The organism is Amycolatopsis sp. NPDC104819 (assembly GCF_055583145.1).
In genome coordinates this window covers 1-1864 of the sequence record NZ_JBVJON010000008.1, presented here as the reverse complement: position 1 = coordinate 1864, position 1864 = coordinate 1, and the positions used below count along the sequence as shown (strand labels likewise).

The 1864-nt window shown below is 73.0% G+C and carries 2 protein-coding genes; both read right to left on the bottom strand.

Features of this window, described 5'->3' with window-relative positions; translation table 11 throughout:
* On the bottom strand, positions 1-603 hold a 603-nt coding region (locus tag ACZ63E_RS25435), incomplete at its 3' end, for a DUF4328 domain-containing protein (RefSeq protein WP_465338601.1).
* A gap of 96 nt (positions 604-699) precedes the next feature.
* Positions 700-1686, bottom strand: a complete 987-nt coding sequence (locus tag ACZ63E_RS25430; RefSeq protein WP_465338600.1) for a hypothetical protein — start codon at positions 1684-1686, stop codon at positions 700-702.
* Positions 1687-1864: the final 178 nt, after the last annotated feature.

The following is a 1864-nucleotide window of genomic DNA, read 5'->3' as shown; positions in this document are numbered from 1 at the left end:
GGCGGCGGGAGAGGGGGGGGCGGGGGGGGGCCGTGGTGTTTTTGTTGGCCGGGGGGGGATCCGGCCGGGGGGGGGGGGGGGGGGGGGGGAACCCCCCCCCCCCCCCCCCCCCGCGAGGGTGTCGAGGTCGCGCGTGATCATCGTGTCGTCGGTGAGGCGGGAGCCGACCGAGGACAGCAGCTGGTTCCCGAGGAAGGCGGCCCACCACCAGGACACCAGCTCGGCGCCCGGCGTCGGGAACAGCCGCCCCGTACCGCGCGGCCGCTGGGGGTTGCCGGCGTTCCAGACGTCCCGGACGACCATCTGCGGGAACCAGAAGCTGACGATCGGCACGATCCAGCCGAGCACTGCCCACATCGGCGAGTGCCGGTGCCGGGCGGGTTCGATCACCTCGGCGTTGGTGCGGGCGAGCCACAGCCACCGCATGAAGACGACCGCGGTGACGACCTGGCACCCGAGGTAGGTCCAGCTCACCGCCAGCCAGACGGACTCGGGGAAGGCGCCCCACTCGCCCGCGACGTCCGCGATGTCGACCGCGGTGGTCACGATGATCAGGATCGCGGCCGCGCTCTGCCAGCCGGCGAGCGGCCGGACCCGCGCCATCGGTCTCTGCGGAACGGGCGCGGTGAAGTGTGGCTGCATGGTTTTCCCCCAGTTTCAGTGCGTGAATCGTGAGAAAATCAACTTCGGTGAAGCGTGTCAAGCGGCCGCGGAACAGCTGTGGTGGAACGTCGTGACCGTGGAGCCGGTCGTCGTCGCGACAACACCGTCGTCGGTGAGCACCGGCCGGCCGGCGCCCTGGTTGGTGACCAGGGTGTCGGTGAGGACCCCGCTTTCCCAGACCCCGAGCGCCTCGCCGCCGCCGGCGGTCAGGTAGGTGCCGGCCGTGCGGGTGCCGGAGTCGACCACCGGCTCGATCGCCCAGACGTCGAACTGGCGGACGAGTGTGCCGGTCAGGTCCCACTCGGCTGTCACGAACTTCTCGTTCTCGTACGTTTCCCCCGCGATGCGGCCGTTCCGGAACGCGCTGACGTAGTCGGTGCCCAGCGCGAGCTTGGTCATCGTCCCGTCCGGGTACCGCACGAAGAAGTCGGTCTGCGAGCTCGACGCGCGGACCAGGATGCGGCCCTGCTCGTCGATCTCGACCGGGCTGACGTACCCGTAGCCGGCGGGATCGGGGTTGAGCGTCAGCACCGTGCCCGGCGCGGCGGCCGGCCAGATCGCCAGGTCGAAGGTGTCCCCGATGCCGAGCGCGGTCCCGACGACGTCGCCGGCGTCGTTGATCGCGAGGGCCCGGGCCGAACGCCGGCCCGGCGGGATCGGAAGAGCCGTGAACCGCCCGTCCCGGTAGACGACCGCGTTGTCCTGGAAGCTGTTGTTGTAGGTCAGCCCGACCGCGGTGCCCGCGGAGTTGATGTCGTGCAGCTCGGTCTGCTTGCCGAACGCCCGGCCGAGGTTCTCGGCGACCCCGTGGTGCCACCGGATCGCGCCGCCGGAGGAACCGCTGCCCGCGATCCAGCCGCCGTTCGCGGCGGCGGCGACGTTTCCCCAGGTCTGCCCGGCGGGCAACGGCAGCGTGGCCGGTGTCCACGTGCAGCCGTCCGCGCCGCGCGCCGCTGCGGTGACCGTCAGCATCGGCACCAAAGCCAGCGTGGCGGTCAGCAACGCCTTGACCCTGCGGTTCATGGTTCCCCCTCGTCCTGCGCGAAGCCGTCCTCGCGGGGGACTCACGCCTGACGAGCCCGATCGGTTGATGCCGATAAGGATCCGCGGCGGGGGGGGGGGGGGGGGGGGGGGGGGGGGGGGGGGGGGGGGGGGGGGGGGGGGGGGGGGGGGGGGGGGGGGGGGGGGGGGGGGGGGGGGG

What these genes read in the sequence shown, in the direction of transcription:
- ACZ63E_RS25430 (WP_465338600.1), bottom strand. Translation starts at nt 1,686, where the DNA reads ATGAACCGCAGGGTCAAGGCGTTGCTGACCGCCACGCTGGCTTTGGTG.